The 21746-nt window shown below is 43.3% G+C and carries 16 protein-coding genes; all 16 read left to right on the plus strand.

Annotated features, from left to right (window positions below; all coding sequences use genetic code 11):
- Positions 1 to 52: 52 nt before the first annotated feature.
- The 16 genes from ACGF49_RS07745 (at position 53) to ACGF49_RS07820 (ending at position 21727) form a co-directional block, all read left to right on the plus strand.
- Positions 53 to 556, plus strand: coding sequence for a prepilin peptidase-dependent protein (locus tag ACGF49_RS07745; RefSeq protein WP_262977647.1), 504 nt, complete (start codon positions 53 to 55; stop codon positions 554 to 556).
- Between the two features lie 42 nt (positions 557 to 598).
- On the plus strand, positions 599 to 1186 hold the full coding sequence (locus ACGF49_RS07750; protein ID WP_113041555.1) for a prepilin peptidase-dependent protein: 588 nt from the start codon (positions 599 to 601) through the stop codon (positions 1184 to 1186).
- A gap of 5 nt (positions 1187 to 1191) precedes the next feature.
- Positions 1192 to 1659, plus strand: a complete 468-nt coding sequence (locus ACGF49_RS07755) for a YgdB family protein (RefSeq protein WP_112876476.1) — start codon at positions 1192 to 1194, stop codon at positions 1657 to 1659.
- Entirely contained in the window at positions 1656 to 2027 is a 372-nt protein-coding gene (locus ACGF49_RS07760) for a prepilin-type N-terminal cleavage/methylation domain-containing protein (RefSeq protein WP_387490420.1), read from the plus strand. The genes ACGF49_RS07755 and ACGF49_RS07760 overlap by 4 nt, the downstream gene beginning before the upstream one ends.
- Positions 2020 to 5409, plus strand: a complete 3390-nt coding sequence (gene recC, locus ACGF49_RS07765; protein WP_387490423.1) for an exodeoxyribonuclease V subunit gamma — start codon at positions 2020 to 2022, stop codon at positions 5407 to 5409. Before ACGF49_RS07760 ends, recC begins: the two co-directional genes overlap by 8 nt.
- Before the next feature lie 15 nt (positions 5410 to 5424).
- On the plus strand, positions 5425 to 8319 hold the full coding sequence (gene ptrA / locus ACGF49_RS07770; protein WP_387490426.1) for a pitrilysin: 2895 nt from the start codon (positions 5425 to 5427) through the stop codon (positions 8317 to 8319).
- Entirely contained in the window at positions 8319 to 11924 is a 3606-nt protein-coding gene (gene recB, locus ACGF49_RS07775; RefSeq protein ID WP_228899957.1) for an exodeoxyribonuclease V subunit beta, read from the plus strand. The genes ptrA and recB overlap by 1 nt, the downstream gene beginning before the upstream one ends.
- Positions 11924 to 13777: an exodeoxyribonuclease V subunit alpha gene (gene recD / locus ACGF49_RS07780; RefSeq protein WP_228899923.1), complete on the plus strand. Its 1854-nt coding sequence runs from the start codon at positions 11924 to 11926 to the stop codon at positions 13775 to 13777. Before recB ends, recD begins: the two co-directional genes overlap by 1 nt.
- Before the next feature lie 749 nt (positions 13778 to 14526).
- A complete protein-coding gene (locus ACGF49_RS07785; protein ID WP_228899960.1) occupies positions 14527 to 16662 on the plus strand; it encodes a type I secretion system permease/ATPase in 2136 nt (711 codons plus the stop codon).
- A gap of 156 nt (positions 16663 to 16818) precedes the next feature.
- Complete coding sequence (locus tag ACGF49_RS07790; RefSeq protein ID WP_387490428.1) at positions 16819 to 18234, plus strand: HlyD family type I secretion periplasmic adaptor subunit; 1416 nt, start codon at positions 16819 to 16821, stop codon at positions 18232 to 18234.
- Positions 18235 to 18343: 109 nt separating this feature from the next.
- Positions 18344 to 18871 (plus strand): DUF5625 family protein, encoded by a 528-nt coding sequence (locus ACGF49_RS07795; RefSeq protein ID WP_271866141.1) that lies wholly within the window; start codon positions 18344 to 18346, stop codon positions 18869 to 18871.
- 58 nt (positions 18872 to 18929) lie between these two features.
- Positions 18930 to 19451: a DUF5625 family protein gene (locus tag ACGF49_RS07800; protein WP_271866142.1), complete on the plus strand. Its 522-nt coding sequence runs from the start codon at positions 18930 to 18932 to the stop codon at positions 19449 to 19451.
- Positions 19452 to 19499: 48 nt separating this feature from the next.
- The gene (locus ACGF49_RS07805) at positions 19500 to 20018 is read left to right on the plus strand and encodes a DUF5625 family protein (RefSeq protein ID WP_262977656.1); all 519 of its coding nucleotides are present in this window, start codon (positions 19500 to 19502) and stop codon (positions 20016 to 20018) included.
- 48 nt (positions 20019 to 20066) lie between these two features.
- Positions 20067 to 20588 (plus strand): DUF5625 family protein, encoded by a 522-nt coding sequence (locus tag ACGF49_RS07810; RefSeq protein WP_387490432.1) that lies wholly within the window; start codon positions 20067 to 20069, stop codon positions 20586 to 20588.
- 47 nt (positions 20589 to 20635) lie between these two features.
- Positions 20636 to 21157: a DUF5625 family protein gene (locus tag ACGF49_RS07815; RefSeq protein WP_113041566.1), complete on the plus strand. Its 522-nt coding sequence runs from the start codon at positions 20636 to 20638 to the stop codon at positions 21155 to 21157.
- A 48-nt stretch (positions 21158 to 21205) separates the two neighbouring features.
- The gene (locus ACGF49_RS07820; protein ID WP_113041567.1) at positions 21206 to 21727 is read left to right on the plus strand and encodes a DUF5625 family protein; all 522 of its coding nucleotides are present in this window, start codon (positions 21206 to 21208) and stop codon (positions 21725 to 21727) included.
- The last annotated feature ends 19 nt before the right edge of the window (positions 21728 to 21746 follow it).

A 21746-nucleotide genomic window follows, 5' to 3' on the forward strand; every position in this document is an offset into this window, starting at 1 on the left:
ATGAATAAAATGTTTTACGAAAGGAAATAAGTAATTATCAATGGTAAATAATATGAATATAATCGGTCATTATAATATTGATAATCAATCAGGTTTTTCTTTATTGGAATTGATGATCGTTATTGTTTTGGTTTCAATATTTTCCTTATGGGGTGTGCAGGAATGGGGCGATCACCAGGAAAGAGCCAGGTTACAGGAATCAGCGCAGAAGATATTGACATTTATATCCAGACAACAATCTTTGGCAAATTATTTGAACAAAAGGGTGATATTGTGGTTGAAAACTGGAAAAAACTGGTGCATAGCGCTCTCTAATTCGGTATTGGCTAATTGTGATTTAGAAAATGTTGAGGGAATAAGTTCCCCCTATCAGGATGTTATTATTAGTTCAGCAACTAAGGATCAGATAGAGTTTCATGGAATAAGAAACACCATGATACCTGCGAGTTTTACTTTGGCGAATTCCGCAGGTGAAATATCCATTATTTTTTCTTCACGAGGTAGGATGAGATCATGTAGTAATAATAAGTTTAATCAAATTCCAGCTTGTGATTAATTATACTTTTTCTACTAAAATAATTGATACTTTATTGGAATAATGAAAAATAAAAACCAATCTGGAATGACATTATTAGAGGTTATTGTAGCAATGGCTATTGGTAGTATTATCTTACTAGCGATTGCTAAAAGTTATCCTATTTTAACTAAACAAGTCATGGAGTTATATCAGAGATATCGTTTAGGTTATTTTATTAAACAAACATTACATATTATAGAAAAGGATATTCGCCGTGCTGGATATTGTCAGCATTATTGTGATGGAAAGCCAATATTCATCGATAATAAAAGTGATGAGAGTGAGGATTCATGCCTGATTATTGCATACGATCTTAATATAAATAACCAATGGGAGCCGCCAGAGCACGGTGAATCAGAATTCTTTGGCTATCGTCTTAGTAATAAGTCAGTAGAGTGGAAAAGGGGGGCGGGTAACTGTCAGGAAAATGGTTGGGAAAGGCTGTTTGATCCAAATGAAATAGTGGTAGATTCCTTTAAAGCTGAAAAATTACCGGCAAAAGATGGCTTAGTTTTTATCAAATTGGTGCTTATTGCACATTGGTTTAAACATCCATCGATAAACTACCAATATCAGTCAGTAATACGTTTGCGCAATATCAGGGGATAAGTACCGTGGCTGAGCATTCTCCACATGTCTGTTTTCAATATCAGCAAGGTAATGTATTGCTCATTTCAGTGCTGATATTACTGGCCGTTAGCCTGATGATGTTAAAGGCTTTGCATCATCATCTGGATAACGCTTTAATCATGATGGTCGATGAACGCAGATATCTAAAAGCTTTTCAGCAAGCAGAATCTTCATTGGCATGGGGAATTGCTCAGTCATGGTCACTTGATAGTAATAAAACAGAAGAGTGGTATTGCCAGCAACAACAAGAATTTCATTTGACCAGTTGTTTAAAAAGGCAATCGAGTCATTTTTTTCTACTGAAAGGTATGGCTGATGTGGCATCCGGGCAATCTGTTGGATTATATCAATGGATGAAATTACACTCATCTGGTGGAAGTGATTCCCTTATTCCGGTAGAGAGTGGTTGGCTGGATTTTTGTCCTGAGGTAGATGTGGGATTTTGTTCATGAAGTCAAAGCTTTTTTATGAGCATCAAGCAGGCATGAGTTTGCCCGAAGTAATGATTGCTGTTATGGTCTTTTCGGTCTCTTTATTGGGATTAATGCGTTATCATCAGGCGTTATTATTTGGGTTTCAGCAACATTGGCAGCAATCAAAGGCGGATAAATTATCTTATGGGTATCTGGAACAATATGAATTAATTGCAGGTCAAAATGCTTTACCAGAAATAACATTGCCACCGGGATGGCATGCTGAATTTCAGACGGCCTATCCGTTGTCTAGCTGCTATCAGCTTACAGTTATAGTGATGACGCCTTATAATCAGCAAAGTAAAGCAAGCCGATTGATTTGTTCAAATGGGAGTTCCGATGTTTAAGGTTTATCATTCTAATCAATTAGATCTTCTTAAGGAATTGATAGCAATATTGATCGGGGGTAACCCACTGACTGATCCATTTGCGCAGGAAGTCATTTTGGTACAAAGCCCAGGTATGTCACAGTGGCTGCAAATCCAACTGGCCGAAAGAATAGGCATATCAGCTAATATTTCATTTCCGCTTCCCGCTACGTTTATTTGGGATATGTTTACCAAAGTATTGCCTGATATTCCTAAAGAAAGTGCTTTTAGTAAAGATGCCATGACATGGAAATTGATGGCGTTATTGCCTCAATTGCTGCCTGAAGCAGAGTTTGTTGCACTCAGGCACTACCTTGATCAAGATTTTGATAAACGGAAGATTCATCAATTAGCTGGACGGGTTGCTGATCTGTTTGACCAATATCTCGTTTATCGCCCGCAATGGTTGGAAAGTTGGCAGCAAGGTCAGCTTATTGATGGTTTGAGTGATAATCAGTTGTGGCAGAAAAGATTATGGCTGGAACTGACGAAATATACTCATCAGTTACAACAACCCCAATGGCATCGTGCTAATTTGTATCAGCGTTTTATTTCGATACTGGAAAATAGTACTGAACTGGAAAATAGTACTGACTTTTCAGTTTGTTTACCGAAACGGGTATTTATCTGTGGTATTTCTGCCTTACCACCAGTCTATTTACAAGCTTTACAGGCATTGGCACGGCACATTGATATTCACCTGATGTTTACCAATCCATGTAAATATTATTGGGGAGATATTCAGAATTATGCTTTTTTGGCAAAACTGAGTAGCCGTAAACCACGTCATTATAAGAGCGAACAGGAGTTGGAATATTTTAAAGATCCTGGTAATGCTCAATCATTGTTTAACGGTGACGGTGAACAAGATGTAAGTAATCCCTTGTTGGCATCGTGGGGACGGTTGGGCCGTGATAATCTCTATTTATTGTCGCAACTTGAGCAGAGTTCGGATATTCACGCTTTTGTTGAATTAGAACAGGATAATCTATTACATCAATTGCAAAGGGATATTCTCTATCTGGAAGATCATGCCCAAATTGGTTCAACAAAAGAAACATTTGAAAACAGTTTGAAAAAAAGAGTACTTGATCCGTTGGATCGTTCTTTATCTTTCCATGTTTGCCATAGCCCTCAACGTGAAGTGGAAGTTTTACAGGATCAGCTATTGAGATTATTGGAAGATAATCCATCGCTGACGCCAAGGGATATTATTGTGATGGTCGCGGATATTGACAGTTATACTCCCTATGTTCAGGCAGTATTTGGTAATGTCTCTGTTGAACGCTATATTCCATTTGCTATTTCTGATCGTAAGGCCCTCCAGGCACATTCGATTTTACAGGCATTTATTACACTGCTTGATTTACCTCAAAGCCGTTTTACGACAGAACAGGTTTTAGCATTGTTGGAAGTACCCGCGCTGGCGAATAAATTTGACATACATGAAGATGGTTTGCGTTTGTTAAGACGTTGGGTTGAAGAATCAGGTGTTCGTTGGGGGCTGGATGACGATAATGTCGAAGAGCTATCTTTACCGGTGACAGGTCAGCATACCTGGCGTTTTGGACTGACCCGAATGTTATTGGGTTATGCAATGGATAGCCGATCGGGCCCTTGGAAAGAGGTATTGCCTTATGATGAATCCAGTGGTTTAGCCGCGGAGCTTGCCGGCCAATTGGCTGAATTTTTAATGCAATTAAGCTACTGGCGCAAAATTCTTGCTGAGAGCCGGACATTAACGGGTTGGTTACCTGTCTGCCAGCAGTTGCTGGAAACATTTTTTGTATCAGATAATGAGACTGAATTAGTACTGGCAATGATAGAACAGCAATGGCAGAAAGTCATAGTCAATGGCTTGAATGCCCGTTATCAGGAAAGTGTGCCATTGGTTTTATTGCGAGATGAATTGGCACTTCAGTTTGATAATGAAAAAATCAGTCAGCGTTTTCTCGCCGGATCTGTCAATTTTTGCACTCTAATGCCGATGCGTTCTATTCCCTTTAAGGTTGTCTGTTTATTGGGAATGAATGATGGTATCTACCCCCGTTCAATTCCACCGCTTGGATTTGATCTGATGGCGGAAAAAGGTCAGAGGGGAGACAGAAAACGGCGGGATGATGACCGTTATCTATTCCTCGAAGCCTTGATATCTGCCGAACGGTTTCTCTATATCAGCTATATTGGTAAGTCTATTCGTGATGATACGGAATGTAATCCTTCTGTGTTGGTGAATGAATTACTGGATTATGTTTGCCAAAGTTTTTGTTTACCGGGAAATGAAAAACTGAATGTTGATGAAAGTGCTACCCATGTTAGAAAACATCTGTTGTATCTTCATGCCCGCGTTCCATTTGCACCGGAAAATTTTATACCGGGCAGTTATCAGCAAAGCTATGCCGGAGAGTGGTTCCCGGCGGCAACTGAGCAAGGTGCAGCATACGCTGAATTTTGCCAATCTATTGAAATGGCGCAAATTCAAGAAATTACACTTGATAATTTGAGCAGTTTTTACCGCCATCCCGTTCGGTTTTTTTTCCAACGTTGCTTGAAAGTAAATTTCGTTATTGAAGAAACGGAATTACCAGAGGAAGAACCTTTCGTTTTAGATAATCTTCAACGTTATCAGTTTAATCAGTTATTGTTGAATGCGTTAATTGAACAGCAATCGCCTGAACCCCTTTTCAATCGGCTGCGTGCTGCTGGAGGATTACCTTTTGGTGCTTTTGGTGAGGTTTATTGGTTAAGACAGCAAAAAGAGATGCAGCCTTTGGCGGATAAAATTCGTGAACAACAAATGGAAACTTTATCTGTCGATTTACATCATGATTTAGGCCAGGTGATTCTGATGGGGCGTATTAATAAGGTGCAACCGGATGGTTTGCTACGTTGGCGGCCTGCCAGTTTGACAGCCAATGATGGTATGCAATTGTGGATTGAGCATCTGGCTTATTGTCTGACAGGTGGTGAAGGTGAAAGTCGCAGCTATGGGCGTGATGGCAACGAATGGCGTTTTGCTCCTGTACCTTCAGCGCATGCTAGAGATTATCTGAATCAATTGATTGAAGGCTATCAGCGAGGAATATCAGCGCCTTTGCCGCTGTTGTGTAAAAGTGGTTGGGCGTGGCTTTCAGCATGTATGAATAAAGAGACTGGTGAGATTGATGATAGTGATGAAATTCAATCAAAAGCTGAAAGCCAGTTATTGAAAGCATGGCTTGGAGATCAAGGACGCAGAGGCGAAGGGGATGATCCTTATATTCAACGAGCTTTCAGGCAAGTGGATAAATCATTTTTGGCAAAACTTAAACAGGAAGCGCTCAGTTATTTGTTACCGATAGCGCGATATCAGAATACATAGGGAGAATATCAGATAATGCATAAATATTTTGTTCGCATGATTACTGTGATGTTCCTGCTTTTTTGGGGAACGACGAGTTATGCGCAATCACCACAACTACAGTGGCAGCTACTGCAAGAGACAATTTATAAAAGCGAGAGTGATCATCGTCAGTATCAGGGAATCAAACTGGCAAACAATATGACGGTCTTGCTGGTATCTGATGAGAAAGCAACCAAATCTCTGGCAGCGGTAGCAATTCCGGTTGGTAGTATGGAAAACCCTGACAGCCAGCTCGGGCTTGCACATTATCTGGAACATATGGTTCTAATGGGATCTGAACATTATCCACAATCAGGTGATTTATCTGAATTTTTGCAAAAACATGGTGGTAGCTATAATGCCAGCACGGCTTCTTACCGCACGGCTTTTTATCTTGAAGTAGAAAATGAAGCGTTAGCTCAAGCCACAGATCGTCTGGCTGATGCACTGGCTGAGCCGTTACTTGACCCAGTGAATGCAGATCGGGAGCGAAACGCTGTTAATGCAGAGCTGACAATGGCGCGTTCGCGTGATGGGATGCGGGTTGCTCAAATACGGGCAGAAACCTTGAATCCTAAACATCCCAATGCCCGTTTTTCTGGTGGTAATCTAGAAACATTGAAAGATAAACCGGGGAGTAAATTACAGACAGAACTGGTGGATTTCTATCAGCGTTATTATTCAGCCAACCTGATGAAAGGTGTCATTTACGGTAATCAGCCTATTGATAAATTGACTCAAATTGCTGTTGATACTTTTGGCCGGATACCGGATAGAAAAGCGAGTGTGCCGGTGATTACTGTGCCGGCAGTAACGGAAAAAGAGAAAGGGATTATCATCCATTATGTTCCTGCCCAACCGCAGAAGGCATTGCAATTGGAGTTCAGTATTGACAATAACAGTACTGATTTCCGCAGTAAAACTGATGAATATCTCGGTTATATGATAAGCAACCGTAGCCTGAATACATTATCAGATTGGCTGCAAACTCAAGGGTTGGCAGAAAGTATCAGTGCTGGCGCGGAACCTATGGTTGATCGCAACAAAGGCATCTTTTTTATTTATGTGACGTTGACAGATAAAGGGCTTGCACAACGGGATCAGATTGTTGCGGCTATTTTTGCTTATATTAATTTATTGAAACAGAAAGGTATTCAGAAAAGTTATTTTGATGAAATCGCGAAGGTTTTGAATCTATCGTTCCAGTATGGCTCTATTGTTCGTAATATGCATTATATCGAATGGTTATCGGATGCTATGTTGCGGGTTCCTGTTTCCAATGTACTTAATGCCGGTTATCTGGCTGATGACTATAACCCGCAAGCTATTGCCAGCCGACTTGATGAGTTGACTCCTGAAAATGCGCGTATCTGGTATATCAGCCCAAAAGAGCCGCACAATAAACAGGCTTATTTTGTTCAGGCGCCTTATCAGGTTGATCGAATTACATTGCAGCAACGAGTTAAATGGCTGCAATTAGAGGAGCAGATGAGCTTTTCTCTGCCCGCACCAAATCCTTATATTCCTGATGATTTGAAGCTGATAAAAGCCGGTAAAAGTCAAAAACATCCAGAAATGATCCTTGAACAGCAGAATGTCCGCCTGTTCTACATGCCGAGCCAATATTTTGCTGATGAGCCTAAAGCCAGCATTACGCTTGATTTGCACAACGCAGAAGGTTTGAATAGCGCTCGTGAGCAGGTCACTTCCTCTTTACTTGATTATTTGGCAGGGCTTTCCCTTGACCAGCTTAGTTATCAGGCTTCTGTTGCAGGAATGAATATTTCTACGGGTTCATCCCAGGGGCTGCAATTGGGAGTAAGTGGTTACACTCAGAATCTGCCAGCGCTTTTAACCTCTTTAATCAGTAATTACATGACATTCACGCCAACTGAGGAGCAACTGGCACAGGCTAAGTCCTGGTATCGTGAGCAGATAGCGGTTTCTAATAACGCTAAAGCTTATGACATGGCTATGCAGCCATTGAAGCGCCTTTCTGTGGTGCCTTACACTGAACAATCCACTCGCCTGGAAGCGCTGGAGACTATCACGGTTCAGGATATTGTTACGTATCGTCATGAAATGATAAAAAACGCTGCCTTGCAGATGATGATCATTGGGAACTTGACCGAACAGCAGAGCAAAGTGATTGCTGAATCTGCCCATAACCAACTGGCTAATCAAGGAACAGGCTGGTGGATTGGGAATAAGGTGGTGATTGATAAAAATTACCCGGTTAATTTCCAGCGTGTTGGCAGCAGCACAGATGGTGCTTTAGCAGAGGTTTATATTCCGACAGGTTATAACCGTATAGAAGGTTATGTTTATTCTAGTTTGTTGAGCAATATGCTCCAACCGTGGTTCTATGATCAATTAAGAACAACAGAGCAACTGGGGTATGCGGTGTTTGCTTTCAATACCAGTGTGGGGGAACAGTGGGGGTTGGGGTTCCTGTTACAAAGTAATAGTAAGCAACCAAAATATTTGAATCAGCGTTATCAAGATTTCTATCAGAACGCTGGTAATAAATTGAAAGCAATGTCTCAAGCTGATTTTGAACAGTACAAGAATGCGCTGATTAATGAAAAGCAGCAACCGCCACAAACTTTCTATGCCGAAGTTGCTCGCTTCTCTGGTGATTTCAGTCGCAATAACTTTAATTTTGATAGCAGAGATAAAATGCTTGAGATTCTAAAGAAAACTACACAGCAGCAACTGATTAATTTCTATCGGAATGCGGTAATCAAACATCGGGGGCTGTCATTAATTTCACAAGTGATTGGTAAATCAGGAAACTTGGATGGATATGCGAAATTGAAAGGTTGGAAAACCTATCAGAATGTGACTGAATTTCAGAAACGGTTGCCTGTTGAGGTGAGAGAGCAGTGATCACAGAGATATCTGTTCACAGGCTTAATGTATTAACTCTGCCGCTGAATGGTCAGCGGCTGATCGAAGCATCGGCCGGGACGGGTAAAACCTACACTATCGGTATCTTATATTTGCGTCTTTTACTTGGACTGGGGAAAGATGCCGCTTTTTCACGACCTTTGAGCGTGGAAGAGATTCTGGTGGTTACTTTTACTGAGGCAGCAACAAATGAGTTACGTGGGCGTATCCGTGAAAATATTCATAAACTTCGCCTCGCTTGTATTCGAAACGAAGTAGAAGATGCAGAACCAGCCTATCAACAGCTATTGGATGAAATCCCAGATAAAGGGAGGGCGGCTATCTGGTTACTGGCCGCAGAGCGGCAAATGGATGAAGCCGCGATTTATACCATTCATGGTTTTTGTCAGAGGATGTTGGCGCATAATGCTTTTGAAGCTGGGATCTTGTTTGAACAGACATTAATTCAGGATCAACAGCCATTAGAACGACAGGGGTGTGCCGATTTCTGGCGGCGCCATTGTTATCCATTGCCGTTATCAATGGCACAGGTAATCAGTCAGGAGTGGAGTGGGCCGGAAGCTCTGATGGCTGAATTACATCCTTATTTACAAGGGGATATGCCATATATTGTTAATGCGCCGGACAGTGATGAAACGTTGTTAAGTCGCCATGAAAAAATTATCCAGTTGATCAGCGATGTTAAATACCAATGGAATGAAGTTGCTGGAGAATTGCACGATTTAATTGCGGGCTCTGGTGTTGATAAAAGAAGTTACAGTAGTAAGCACTTACCAAATTGGTTGAATAGTGTCTCGGATTGGGCTCAAGCGCCTACAGAGGATTATCTGTTGCCAAAAGCATTGGAAAAATTCCGACAGTCGGTATTGGCAGAAAAGACAAAAAAAGGTGAGGTGCCTGAACATTCACTTTTTGTTGCGATAGATGATTTATATAAGCAACCACTTACTTTACGTGATTTGATTATCTCCAAGGCTATTATTGAGATTCGCCAATCAATCTGTCAGGAAAAATTAACGCGTGGTCAGATGGGATTTGATGATTTATTAACCCGTCTAGATGATGCTCTGAGAGGCCCTGGCAGTGATTTGCTTGCTGAGACAATTCGCCGACGCTATCCGGTTGCGTTGATCGACGAATTTCAGGATACCGACCCACAGCAATATCGGATTTTTCATACCATCTATGGCAGTCAGTCTGAAAATGGGTTGTTGTTTATCGGCGATCCTAAACAAGCTATTTATGCATTTCGCGGCGCAGATATTTTCACTTATATTCGTGCCCGTTCTCAGGTAAGTGCTCACTATACTCTGGAAACAAACTGGCGCTCAGCCTATTCAATGGTACAGGCAGTAAATAAGCTATTTATGCGTTCGGAAAACCCATTTTTGTTTGAGCAGATCCCTTTTATTGAGGTTTCCGCGGCAGAGAAAAATCGAGGACTCTCTTTTCGTTATGACGGCGAAGGACAGGCTGCATTAAATTTCTGGTTACAACCAGGAGAAGGTGTTTCTACTGGAGATTATGAGCAAACGATGTCACGGCTCTGTGCTGCGCAAATTCGTGATTGGTTGCAGGCAGGTAATGAAGGGCGGGCTTTATTACATAAAAGTGAAGGTTCTCGACCTGTGACGGCTGCTGATATTACGGTTTTGGTGCGTAGCAGAAAGGAAGCTACACTGATCCGTAATGCACTTAACCTGTTGTCTATTCCTTCTGTATTTCTTTCTAACCGAGAAAGTGTATTTGCTACCGCGGAAGCCAAGGATATTCTCTGGTTATTACAAGCGGTGTTATCACCGGAAAAAGAACGGGTTTTGAGAAGTGCGTTGGCGAGTGGTTTATTTGGTCTAACTGCCAGGCAGATAGACATGTTGAATCATGATGAAAAGACATGGGATCAGTTAGTTGATGAATTTGATGGTTACTTCCGTCTGTGGCAACGCCGTGGTGTGTTACCTATGTTACGAGCGGTAATCGCCAACCATCATATTGCTGAGAATTTGCTTGCCAGTTATGACGGTGAACGGCGTTTGACGGATGTGATGCATATTGGTGAGTTGTTGCAGGAAATATCTTTACAACTTGATAGTGAACATGCAGTCACTCGCTGGCTGGCTCAGCAAATTTCTCATCCTGATCCACAATCTGAAAGCCAGCAGATGCGGCTGGAAAGCGATCGTCATTTGGTGAAAATTTGCACTATCCATAAATCTAAAGGTCTGGAATATCCGCTGGTATGGCTGCCATTTGTCTGTAATTTCCGGGAGCAGAAGCAGGCGATATATCATGATCGGACAAGCTTTAATGCTTGCCTCAATATCTTTCCTGACGACGAGGCGATTGAGCTGGCAGAACAAGAGCGATTGGCAGAGGATTTGCGTTTACTCTATGTCGCATTGACGCGTTCTGTTTACCATTGCAGTGTCGGCGTGGCTCCGCTGGTAAAAGGCAATAAAAAAAAGATCGGGGATACTGATCTGCATCAGTGTGCTCTGGGTTACCTGTTGCAAAAGGGAGTTAAAGGGGATGCTGATTTTCTGGCGACATCACTTAAAGAATTAAGCGGGGATGGCATCGTTGTATCGTTAATCAATGATACTGACTATCATCCTTGGCAGTCGCCAAGTAAAAATGATTTAGTCCTGTCGGCCAGGCAATTTAAACGCAGAGTCCAGGATGATTGGCGTATTACCAGTTATTCTGGTTTACGGAACTCTATGGTTCATCGTGGCAGTGCTTCCGCTTATTTTGCTGGAGAAGAATCTATTGACGTAATTGTCCAGTCTATTGCGCCAAAGCTTGATGTTGATGCTAGTGGTGAAAAGCAGTTAGCAGAACAACCTGAAATGACACCCCATACATTCCCTCGGGGAGCTTCCGCGGGGACTTTTTTACACGCTATTTTAGAAGAACTTAATTTCAGCCAATTACCTGATGAGAAATGGTTGGTAGAACAACTGCAATCAGCCGGATTTGATGAACGCTGGAGTGGGACATTACAGCAATGGATGGTCGATATTTTTACCATTCCATTGAATGATGAAGGCGTGCAACTGGCAGAAATTCCGCTGCATCATCAACAGGATGAAATGCAGTTTTATCTGCCGGTTGAGCAACTTTTGCGATCTCAGACATTGGATACACTGATGCGTCGTTATGATCCGATTTCTGCTCGTTGCCCCCAACTGGAATTTCAGCAGGTGAAAGGAATGTTGAAAGGGTTTATTGATTTGGTCTTCTGTTGGCAAGGCAAATTCTACGTGCTGGATTACAAATCAAACTGGTTGGGAGAGGAGAGCCAGTTTTATACCCGCCAGGCAATGGAAATAGCCATGATTGAGCATCGCTATGATCTGCAATATCAGCTTTATACACTGGCACTGCATCGCTACTTGCGTCACAGATTAGTTAATTATGATTATCAACAACATTTCGGCGGAGTGATTTATCTGTTTCTGAGAGGAATAGATAAACGACAGCCGGGGAATGGTATTTTCAGTTGTCGGCCATCGGTTGAATTTGTTGATGCTTTGGATCTGCTTTTCAGTGGAAATGAACAGTCGGAGAAAGAGAAAAGTTGATGATTTCGTTATTACAACAGGCAGTAAACCTCAGGCTTTTGCGTTCATTGGACTTACAGTTTGCTCATGCATTGATTGAAAATAAAGATCCTGTTTTGTTGTTGGTGATGGCGCTGTTGAGTGCTGAAACTGGTGCCGGGCATGTTTGCCTGCCGGTTAATCGGATAACACCTGAATATTTTTTTGATGGGCGACATCGTGAATTTGCAGAGCAGTTGTGGCGGGTTGCGAGAAAACCTGATGAGCAGAGTTTGCTGATAGCGCTGGAAAATTGTGCTGCGGTTAGTGACGGCTTTCAACCAACGCCGGTTGTACTTTCCCATGACCGGCTTTATTTGCAGAGAATGTGGCAAAGCGAATGCCAGGTGGCCGCTTTCTTTTCCGGTAATCAACCAATCGATAATATTCAGGAACAGCAACTGAGAGCTGTTTTAGATGAATTATTCATGCTGTCTGAGGAAATGGTGGACTGGCAAAAAGTGGCTGCGGCTGTCGCGGTGACTAGCAGAATTTCGGTTATCTCTGGCGGACCAGGAACAGGGAAAACCACTACTGTTGCTAAGCTGTTGGCTGCCTTAATTAAACTTGAACCTGATAAAAAACGGGTTATCCAACTGGCGGCTCCGACAGGAAAGGCAGCCGCCAGATTGACCGAATCTCTTAATAGTGCGGTCAGAAAATTGCCGCTGACGGCGGAACAGTTTGCATGTATGCCCGATCAGGCGCAGACGATTCATCGCTTGCTAGGAGCGCAGCCTGATAGCCAGCGATTACGCTATGACCGAGATAATCCACTGAGTCTGGATGTGCTGGTGGTGGATGAAGCCTCAATGGTGGATTTACCCATGATGGCTAGGTTGATTGATGCATTGCCACCGAAAGCGAAAATTGTCCTGCTGGGTGACCGAGATCAATTGGCATCAGTGGAAGCAGGCGCGGTGTTGGGCGATATTTGCCGTTTTGCTGAACTGGGATACAGCATAACGAGGGCACAACAGCTAAGCAGATTGACAGGATGTCGGTTAGTTGCGGGTGAGCAGCAAAATATTCCAGAGGTTCGTGAACATTTGTGTCTTTTACGCAAAAGTTACCGCTTTAATGTAGATTCTGGAATTGGTCAGTTGGCTGCGGCCGTTAATCAAGGAAAGAGTCGGCAAGCTCTCTCTATTTTGCAGCAACCGTTGAAGGATATCTGTTTTTACCCATTGTCCGACGATGAAGATTATCAGCGGTTGCTGACAGAAACGGTATCGGGTTATCACGCTTACTTGTGTCTGGTGGCAAAGCAGGCGCCTGTCAAAGAGATTTTAGATGAATTTAACCGCTATCGTTTGTTGTGCGCACTTAGAGAAGGGCCATTTGGTGTCACTGGGCTTAATGAGCGTATAGAACAGCTATTGCATCGTCAGGGGCTTATTCGTCGCCCAGTCGGGACTTTCAGCCGTGGTTATGCAGGCCGCCCCATCATGATATCGCGTAATGACAGCACACTGGGCCTGTTTAATGGTGATATCGGTATTATGCTCAGAGACGAAAATCATGAACTGCGCGCTTATTTTCAGTTGCCTGATGGACAGATTAAAGGAATCCAGCCAAGTCGTTTACCACAACATGAAACTGCATATGTGATGACCGTACATAAATCACAAGGTTCAGAATTTGACCATACAGCTTTAGTATTGCCAACGCAGTTTGTGCCGGTTGTCAGCCGTGAACTAGTCTATACAGCGATAACCCGCGCCAGAGAAAAACTGACGCTTTATGCACATGAAGCGGTATTGCGTCAGGCAATCCAGACGCCAACTCAAAGGCGAAGCGGGTTAGCAGAGCGGCTTAGCTTACAGGTGGATTAGAGCTTGTTCTGATAGACTAACTGGTGTAGAAAAATTTATATATTAATGATGTGGTCATCTCTTCTCTGACGTTTTTTGATCATTGTTTGCGCAGATGTTGGTTTGGGATTTTTAAGCCTGATAAGAAAGTCATTAATACCTTTAATGAGCTTTCTGATTGGCTGTACTGACTTCGGTAAATATGCCTTTTTATTTTTGTAAAAAGTTCTCGATTGGGTGATTGAAAAATTCTCGTACAGTGAGTTATATATTATATTGATATATGCAAGATAAATTTATATTAAAACTGCCCATATGCCAAATTTTGGTTATTTTACAATTGAAATATCTTTTCTTAGTCCTTCATGTTGATTGATTGTGAGCCGTAATCGTTCAGTCAGCAATGCCGAGTAGTTTCATCGTGGTGGCTACATACTGATCGATATCTTAATTTCACCGATTCAAAAGATTCAAAAATAGTTGCAATGACTGAATCAAATTGTTGATGTTTATATTTTGTTATAAATGTAAACAATAAAATTATAAATTTAATAAATTTTAATATTATTGTGTGGTTAATGTCACACTTTGTGAATATATTAAATGAAATTTATTATTATTTGATGATATAAACGCCTAATTATATGAATTGTGATTTGTTTACTAAACGGATTGCGGAATTGCGGATATGTCTGGATAGCTTGCTAGGGGTGAGATGAATATCCAGATTTTTGATTTAAGGATTAAGTTGTCTGATGCAGGATAATGAAATGAGTACTGAGTCACCCCATTCTTCCCCGGAGCTGGACACCGGCCTGATTTGCCTGGCTATGTTGGCTAGGTTTCACAACATCGCTATATCGACTGAACAACTTTCACACGAATTTTCCACTGCCAGCCAAGGTCTTACCCTGAAAGAGCTGCTGCTGGCTGCTCGTCATTCAGGGCTAAAAGCCAAGGCTGTACACACAACACTTGCCAGACTTGAACATACTCCCTTGCCCGCTATTGCTATTGACCGAGATGGGAAGTTTTTTATTTTGGCTAAGCTGGATAAAGAGCAGGCTCTGATTCAGGACCCACGTTCGGCTCGCCCAGAAGTTATCAGCTTCGAGCAACTTGAGCAGCGTTGGACAGGGCAATTGGTGCTCGTGCGTTCCAGTAACAGTCTGTCTGGAGAGACTTCTCGTTTTGACTTCACTTGGTTTATCCCGGCTATCGTCAAATACCGCAAGTTGTTGGGTGAAGTTTTGCTGGGGTCTTTTGCCTTGCAGTTGTTTGCCTTGGTGACTCCGCTGTTCTTTCAGGTGGTCATGGACAAAGTACTGGTGCACCACGGCCTAACCACACTGGATGTGGTCGCGGCGGGATTGCTGGGCATCATGCTGTTCGAGTCGGCTCTGAGCGGTCTGCGTAGCTATGTGTTTGCCCATACGACCAGCCGTATTGATGTGCAGTTGGGATCGAGTCTGTTTCGGCACTTGATTAATCTGCCGCTGGCTTACTTCCAGGCCAGGAGAGTCGGTGATTCTGTGGCTCGTGTACGCGAACTGGAAAACATCCGCAGTTTTCTTACCGGCAACGCCATTACCCTGATGCTCGACGTGCTTTTTTCTCTGGTGTTCATCCTCGTGATGTTCTATTACAGCGGCTGGTTGACCCTCGTTGTGGTGTTATCATTGCCGCTCTATGCACTCGTCTCGGTGTTGGTTACGCCTCTCTTGCGTAAGCGATTACAGGATAGCTTCACACGCAATGCCGAGAACCAAGCATTCCTTGTCGAAACGGTAAATGGAATCGATACCCTAAAGTCAATGGCGGTTGAACCGCAGGCTATCCGCAAGTGGGACAACCAACTGGCGGCTTATGTTGCCGCAGGTTTCAAAACACAGACCTTATCCACCCTCGCCAATGAAAGCGTCTCGCTTATCGGCAAGTTAGTGACGGTCGCCACACTCTGGCTCGGTGCGCGTCTCGTGATAGAGGGGCAGCTGTCGGTGGGGGAACTGATCGCATTCAATATGCTGGCTGGCCGTGTCAGCGGCCCGATCATGCGTCTGGCGCAACTGTGGACCAGCTTCCAGCAGACCGGGGTCTCGGTGCAGCGTCTGGGAGACATCCTCAATTCCCGTACTGAATTGTCTCAGGCTACACGTAGTACGGTGCCACCGCTCAAGGGGCAGGTAGAGTTCGAACAGGTGCATTTTCGTTATCGGGCTGATGGTTCCGAGGTGCTGCGTGGCGTCAACTTGACCATTGGCGCGGGAGAAATCATTGGTGTGGTGGGCCGCTCCGGCTCCGGCAAAAGCACCCTAACCCGCTTGTTGCAGCGGCTCTATGTTCCGGAGCGCGGACGGGTCATGGTCGATGGCATGGATCTGGCATTGGCTGATGTGTCCTCGTTGCGCCGGCAGATTGGCGTGGTGTTGCAGGACAATATGCTATTCAACCGCAGCATTCGCGAAAACATTGCCTTGAGCGATCCGGGTGCGCCGCTCGAAGTAGTCATGCACGCCGCCCGCATGGCTGGAGCCCATGAATTCATCCTTGAACTGCCCGAAGGTTACGACACCATTGTCGGTGAGCACGGCGCATCACTTTCGGGCGGTCAGCGGCAACGGGTGGCTATTGCCCGGGCTTTGATCGGCAATCCTCGCATTTTGATTTTCGACGAAGCGACCAGTGCGCTGGACTACGAGTCTGAGCGGGTGGTTCAGCAGAACATGCAAAGCATTTGCAAGGGGCGCACGGTCATCATTATCGCTCATCGGTTGTCCGCTGTACGCGACGCGCATCGTATCCTTGTGATGGATCGCGGGCAGATCGTTGAACAGGGAGCCCACGCCGAGTTACTGGCACGTCAGGACGGCCATTATTCACGACTTTATCGAATGCAGCAGGGCTGAAAGGCTTCCATTTCCAGAACGTACGATGAAAACGGCTAATAACGCAGTCAATGGTTAATAACACAATCAACGGCTAATAACGCAATGGTTAATAACACAATCAGAGGCAGATGTGACCAAGATAAACATACTTCGATTCAAGGAAAATAATTTCAAATGAGCGCCACCCTTTCCTTATTGCAGCGTTATCGTTACGCGTGGCGTCAGTCTTGGCGACAACGTAAAAGCATGGAGGTGTCGCCGCGACTCGCTCATGAATTACAGTTTTTACCGACGGCTTTGGAGTTGCAGGAAACACCGGTTCACCCAGCACCGAGAATTTTCACTTGGAGTATTCTGGGTTTCGCTGTATTGGCGTTGCTCTGGGCCTACATTGGCAAAATCGAGGTAGTGGCTATCGCCCCGGGAAAGGTCGTTCCCAATGGCAAGACCAAGTTGATTCAATCCAGTGAAACGGCGGTGGTCAGAGCGATCCACGTCAATGACGGTCAGTCGGTGAAAGTTGGCGAGTTGTTGGTTGAGCTCGATCCGACGGCGGCGAGCGCCGACGTCAGCCGGATACAGAGCGAGCTGCTGGCTGCTCGTATCGACAGTGCGCGGAGTGCTGCCATGCTCGACGCGATCAATCAACAAAAGTCACCGGCTTCTCTGGTAGGAACGATTGACAACGCCAACCCTGAGCAGGTGCTCAGTGCCCAACGCTGGCTTCAAGGACAATACCAGGAATACCGCAGCAACCTAGAGTTAGTGGACGCAGAAATCCTCCAACGCAGCGCCGAAATCCAGTCTGCCCAAGCCCAGGTGGCTAGCCTGCGAAAAACGCTGCCGATTGCTACGCGATTGGCCGAGGATTACCAGCGGTTATTGACGAAACAGTATGTGTCGCGGCATGAATATCTGGAAAAAGAGCAGGCTCGGCTGGATCTGCAACGCCAGTTAAGCGTACAGCAGGCCAGTGTCTTGCAGTACTCAGCCGCTCAGGACGAGGCGCGACGTCGTCGTGAGGCTGTTGTTGCGCAAAATCGCCGCGCCATGCTCGACCTGCAACAGGAAGCCAACAAAAAAGCAGCGACCCTGGTTCAGGAGCTGGCGAAGGCCCGCTATCAGGAAACCTTGACCAGCCTCAAAGCTCCGGTGGCCGGCACAGTTCAACAACTCGCTATCCATACCGTTGGTGGCGTGGTGACACCGGCTCAGCCGCTGATGGTCATCGTCCCCGCAGACCAATCGGTAGAAGTGGAGGCCAGGCTGGAAAACAAGGATGTGGGTTTTGTCCATGTTGGTCAACCGGTCACCGTCAAAGTGGAAACTTTTACTTTTACCAAGTACGGCACCGTTGACGGCGAAGTGCTCAACGTGTCGAACGACGCCATCGAGGACGAAAAGCATGGGCTCATCTATAGCAGCCGCATTCGTTTGAAGTCTGATCACGTGATGGTCAATGGTCAGCGAGTCCCACTGTCTCCGGGCATGTCGATCACGGCAGAAATAAAAACTGATCAACGTCGCGTGATCGATTATTTCTTGAGCCCATTGCAGCAACATATAGATGAAAGTCTGAGAGAACGGTAGGCCGTGAGGGCAGCTCTGTGAACCCGGCTCGCTATATTCACCGTTTTCCGGGTTTGAGATAAATGACCGTTAATGTTTTTCGCAGCCTTGCTTTATTTGGAGTGATGAAATGAAAGTATTACGTATACACGAAAGGTTCAAAAACTGGCGCAATATGATTATTTTCATGAGCTGTACATTATTAATGGCCTGCTCTAAGTACATTGATATATACAGACCGATTGACGTATCGAAGTCTGGTCAATCAGTCAAAATTGATTTTGAAATCAGCAAGAGAAAGGCTGGGGATTATCAGTTTGCCCTGCTGTTTGCTAATGGGAATGGTTTTGTTGAAATGGAAAGGCGGGATAAGTTGTTCGGAAATATTGATAAGGATGGGATTGCTATCCCCGTTTCTCTTCGTCTGGTTAAAGACGGCAAGGTTTTTTTTGACAAGGAAATAAATACGGTGGGAAGCGAAGGAATACAATCCTTTTATTACAATGAGAGAAGGATAAATACGACGGTGCGTGATATTAAAACACTTGTATTACCCCCGGGGCGTTACTCTGCGGTAATTACTACCCTAGAGGATGTCCCTGCTTTTAATGGTATTGAGAGTTTTGTCGAGTTCTCCTATTACAATCCGAAAATTTAAGAAGATTTAAAATGGTATCAGTATAAACAAAGAAAATATTAAAATTTGGAGTGAGGAAATGAAATTATTACGTATATATGAAAGGTTTAAAAATTGGCGAAATATTATTGTTTTTATGAGCTTAACCTTATTAATGTCCTGCTCTAGGCACATGGATATATACAGACCTATTGACGTATCGAAGTCTGGTCAATCAGTCAAAATTGATTTTGAACTCAGAAAGGAAGGTAATTATCAGTTCACCTTACTGTTTGAAACTGGGGAGGGTTATGATGAAATGGAAAGGCGGTTTAAGTTTTTTGGGAGAGCTGATAAAGATGGAGTAATAATCCCTGTTTCACTCCATATCGTTAAAGATGGCGAGATTTTTTTTGACAAGAAAATAAATGCCAGGGGATACGATGGGGGACAGGCTTTCTATTACGAAGAGAAATATGTAAATACGGCGGTGCGAGAAATTAAGACATTTTTGCTACCCCCCGGACGTTACTCTGCTGTTATTACCACCTTGGAAGATGTCCCTGAATTTAATGGCATCAATAGTTTTGTTGGATTTACCTATTACGATCCAAAGATTTAAAATGGTATCAGTATAAACAAAGGAAATATAAAAATTTGGAGTGACAAAATGAAAGTATTACGTATATATGAAAGGTTTAAAAATTGGCGAAATATTATTATTTTTATGAGCTGTGCCTTATTAATGGCCTGCTCTAAGCACATTGATATATACAAACCGATTGATGTGTCTAAGTCTGGTCAATCAGTCAAAATTGATTTTGAAATCAGCAAGGTTGGAGATTATCAGTTTGCTCTGCTGTTTGATAAAGGGGATGACGATGAAATGAAAAGGCGGCTTGAATTATTCGGTTATATTGATAAGGACGGAGTTATAACCTCCGTTTCGCTTCATTTGGTTAGAAACGGCGAGGTTTTTTTTGACGAGAAAATAAACGCAGGGGGACGTAGCTGGGGACGTAGCTTTGATTTCGAAGGGAGAAGGATAACTACGGCTGTGCGAGAAATTAAAACACTTTCGTTACCTCCTGGGCGTTATTCTGCTGTCATTACCACCTTGGAGGATGTCCCCGCTTTTAATGGCATTGAGAGTTTTGTAGAGCTCACTTATTTCAAGCCGAAGATTTAAACGGGTATTAATATAAACAAAGGAAATATAAAAATTTGGAGTGAAGAAATGAAAGTATTACAGGTACACGAAAGATTCAAAAACTGGCGCAACATTATTATTTTTATGAGCTGTGCCTTATTAATGGCCTGCTCTAAGTTCATTGATATATACAGACCGATTGACGTATCGAAGTCTGGTCAATCAGTCAAAATTGATTTTGAACTCAGCAAGGAAGGTAATTATCAGTTTGCCTTACTGTTTGAAACTGGGGAGGGTCATGATGAAATGGCAAGGCGGTTTAAGTTTTTTGGGAGAGCTGATAAAGATGGAGTAATAATCCCTGTTTCACTCCATATCGTTAAAGATGGCGAGATTTTTTTTGACAAGAAAATAAACGCTTCAGGGTCCGAAGGAGGGCGTGTCTTCAATTACGAAGAGAGAAGTATAAATACGGCTGTGAGAGAAATTAAAACATTTTCATTACCTCCCGGACGCTACTCTGCGGTAATTACCACCCTGGAAGATGTCCCTGATTTTAATGGCATAGAGAGTTTTGTTGAATTCACCTATTACGATCCGAAGATTTAATTTATGTAGAAAAAACAAAGAGAAATAACAAAATTTGGAGTGAAGAAATGAAATTATTACGTATATATAAAAGGTTTAAAAATTGGCGAAATATTATTGTTTTTATGATCTTAACCTTATTAATGTCCTGCTCTAGGCACATGGATATATACAGACCTATTGACGTATCGAAGTCTGGTCAATCAGTCAAAATTGATTTTGAACTCAGCAAGGAAGGTAATTATCAGTTCACCTTACTGTTTGAAACTGGGGAGGGTTATGATGAAATGGAAAGGCGGTTTAAGTTTTTTGGGAGAGCTGATAAAGATGGAGTAATTATCCCTGTTTCACTCCATATCGTTAAAGATGGCGAGATTTTTTTTGACAAAAAAATAAATGCTAGGGGATACGATGGGGGACAGGTTTTCTATTACGAAGAGAGAAGGATAAATACGGCGGTGCGAGAAATTAAGACATTTTCACTACCCCCCGGGAGTTATTCTGTGGTTATTACCACCTTGAAGAATGCTCCCGCTTTTAATGGCATCGAGAGTTTTGTTGGATTCACCTATTACGATCCGAAGATTTAAAATGGTATCAGTATAAACAAAGGAAATATCAAAATTTGGAGTGAAGAAATGAAATTATTACGTATATATGAAAGGTTTAAAAATTGGCGAAATATTATTATTTTTATGAGCTGTACATTATTAATGGCCTGCTCTAAGTACATTGATATATACAAACCGATTGATGTGACACAGTCTGGTCAATCAGTTAAATTTGATTTTGAAATCAGCAAGGAAGGAAATTATCAATTTGCCCTGCTGTTTGCGACTGGGCGTGGTTTTGATGAAATGGAAAGGCGATTTAAGTTGTTCGGGAATCTTGATCATGATGGGATTGTTATCCCCGTTTCGCTTCGTTTGGTTAAAGACGGCAAGGTTTTTTTTGACAAGGAAATAAACGCGGTGGGGTATGGTTGGATACGTGCTTTCTATTACGAAGAGCGAAGGATAAATACGGCAGCGCGCAATATTAAAATACTAGAGTTACCCGCCGGACGCTACTCTGCTGTTGTTACAACCCTAGAGGATGTGCCTGCTTTTAATGGCATTGAGAGTTTTGCCGAGTTCACCTATTACAATCCGAAAATTTGATTCACATCTGTAAAAAAAC

The organism is Photorhabdus sp. RM96S (assembly GCF_042879335.1).
In the GTDB taxonomy this organism is placed as follows: Bacteria; Pseudomonadota; Gammaproteobacteria; order Enterobacterales; family Enterobacteriaceae; genus Photorhabdus; species Photorhabdus kayaii.

What these genes read in the sequence shown, in the direction of transcription:
- ACGF49_RS07745 (WP_262977647.1), top strand. Translation starts at nt 53, where the DNA reads ATGAATATAATCGGTCATTATAATATTGATAATCAATCAGGTTTTTCT.
- ACGF49_RS07750 (WP_113041555.1), top strand. Translation starts at nt 599, where the DNA reads ATGAAAAATAAAAACCAATCTGGAATGACATTATTAGAGGTTATTGTA.
- ACGF49_RS07760 (WP_387490420.1), top strand. Translation starts at nt 1,656, where the DNA reads ATGAAGTCAAAGCTTTTTTATGAGCATCAAGCAGGCATGAGTTTGCCC.
- recC (WP_387490423.1), top strand. Translation starts at nt 2,020, where the DNA reads ATGTTTAAGGTTTATCATTCTAATCAATTAGATCTTCTTAAGGAATTG.
- ptrA (WP_387490426.1), top strand. Translation starts at nt 5,425, where the DNA reads ATGCATAAATATTTTGTTCGCATGATTACTGTGATGTTCCTGCTTTTT.
- recD (WP_228899923.1), top strand. Translation starts at nt 11,924, where the DNA reads ATGATTTCGTTATTACAACAGGCAGTAAACCTCAGGCTTTTGCGTTCA.
- ACGF49_RS07785 (WP_228899960.1), top strand. Translation starts at nt 14,527, where the DNA reads ATGAGTACTGAGTCACCCCATTCTTCCCCGGAGCTGGACACCGGCCTG.
- ACGF49_RS07790 (WP_387490428.1), top strand. Translation starts at nt 16,819, where the DNA reads ATGAGCGCCACCCTTTCCTTATTGCAGCGTTATCGTTACGCGTGGCGT.
- ACGF49_RS07795 (WP_271866141.1), top strand. Translation starts at nt 18,344, where the DNA reads ATGAAAGTATTACGTATACACGAAAGGTTCAAAAACTGGCGCAATATG.
- ACGF49_RS07800 (WP_271866142.1), top strand. Translation starts at nt 18,930, where the DNA reads ATGAAATTATTACGTATATATGAAAGGTTTAAAAATTGGCGAAATATT.
- ACGF49_RS07805 (WP_262977656.1), top strand. Translation starts at nt 19,500, where the DNA reads ATGAAAGTATTACGTATATATGAAAGGTTTAAAAATTGGCGAAATATT.
- ACGF49_RS07810 (WP_387490432.1), top strand. Translation starts at nt 20,067, where the DNA reads ATGAAAGTATTACAGGTACACGAAAGATTCAAAAACTGGCGCAACATT.
- ACGF49_RS07815 (WP_113041566.1), top strand. Translation starts at nt 20,636, where the DNA reads ATGAAATTATTACGTATATATAAAAGGTTTAAAAATTGGCGAAATATT.
- ACGF49_RS07820 (WP_113041567.1), top strand. Translation starts at nt 21,206, where the DNA reads ATGAAATTATTACGTATATATGAAAGGTTTAAAAATTGGCGAAATATT.